The following is a 1,423-nucleotide window of genomic DNA, read 5'->3' on the forward strand; positions in this document are numbered from 1 at the left end:
AGGTGTGTCCCGCGGGCCGCCCGGGCGGCCCGCGGGACACACCTTCAGTTCCTCGACCCGGCGGCCGACCGGCTCCCGCCCGGGGCCGCCGCCGCGCTCCTCGACGCCCTCACCGGTGGCCCCGACGTGCTGCTGTGCGACCACCGGACCGCCCACTGGTGGGACGACGGCGTGCCCAGCGGCACCACCGACCTGCTCACCGCCGCGCCCGGCGTCACCACGCTCGCCGCGCACCCCGCCCTGCTCGCCCTGGACCCGCTGCCCGGCACCCGGATCGTGCGCGCCGGGCTGCTCGCCGAGCACCCCGGCCTGCTCGGCACCGACGGGCACGACGCGCTCTACCTCTCCCTCGCGGTGCTGCTGCTCGCCCGCACCGTCGCCCGCCGCGGCGTGGTCGCACTGGTCCACCACCGCGACCGGCCCGCGCAGCGGCGCGCCGCCCCCGCCCCCGAGCCGGACCTCTTCGACCAGTACGAGGCGCTGCACCGGCTCGCCGGGGCGGCCGACGCGCCCGCCGCCGTCCGGGCCGCGCTCTACGACCGGATGACCGGTGACTACCTGACCGCACTGGCCCGCCGGGAGGAGCTGCCGGCCGCGCGGATCGGCGAGTTCTTCCGCCGCGCCGCCCGCCACACCGCCGCCTACCGGCCCGCCGGCCACCCCCGCCCGGCCGGGCTCGACGGCGTACGCCACCTGCTGCTCGCGCACGGCGCGCACCTCGGCTACCGGCTGCTGCGCACCGCCAACGACCGCCGCCGGGCCGCCGGTTCGGCGGCCGGGGCGATCGGCTCCCGGGCCGCCGCCGCCCGCGCCCGGCTCCGCCGGCGGACCGCGCTGGCCCGGCCGCTCGACCCCGACCTGGCCGTCTTCTCCGCCTACTGGGGGCGCGGCGTCGCCTGCAACCCGGCCGCCATCGCCGCCGAGCTGGCCGAACTCGCCCCGGACATCCGCCGGGTGTGGATGGTCGAGCCCGAGCACGCCGAGCTGCTGCCGCCCGGCACCGAGCACGTCCTGTCCGGCACCCGCCGCTGCACCGAGGCGCTGGCGCGCGCCACGTACCTGGTCAACAACGTCAACTTCCCCGACCACATGGTCAAGCGGGCGGGCAGCGTCCACCTCCAGACCCACCACGGCACCCCGCTCAAGCACATGGGCGTCGACCTGCGCGACCGCCCGGCCGCCGCCCGCGGCCTGGACTTCGACCGGCTGCTGGAGCGGGTGGACCGCTGGGACTTCAGCCTCTCCGCCAACCCGCACTCCACCGAGACGTGGCAGCGCGCCTACCCGGCCGGCTACCGCACCCTCGACTACGGCTACCCCCGCAACGACGTCTACCACCGGGCCACCGCCGCCGACGTCCGCGCCGCCCGCGCCCGCCTCGGCCTCGCCCCCGGCACCCGCGCCCTGCTCTACGCGCCCTCCC

The 1,423-nt window shown here is 78.8% G+C and carries 1 protein-coding gene; it reads left to right on the forward strand.

The window, feature by feature from the left end; translation table 11 throughout:
- On the forward strand, positions 1-1,423 hold a 1,423-nt coding region (locus C6N75_RS02140), incomplete at both ends, for a CDP-glycerol glycerophosphotransferase family protein (protein ID WP_181160293.1).

The organism is Streptomyces solincola (assembly GCF_002982015.1).
Taxonomy (GTDB): Bacteria; Actinomycetota; Actinomycetes; order Streptomycetales; family Streptomycetaceae; genus Streptomyces; species Streptomyces solincola.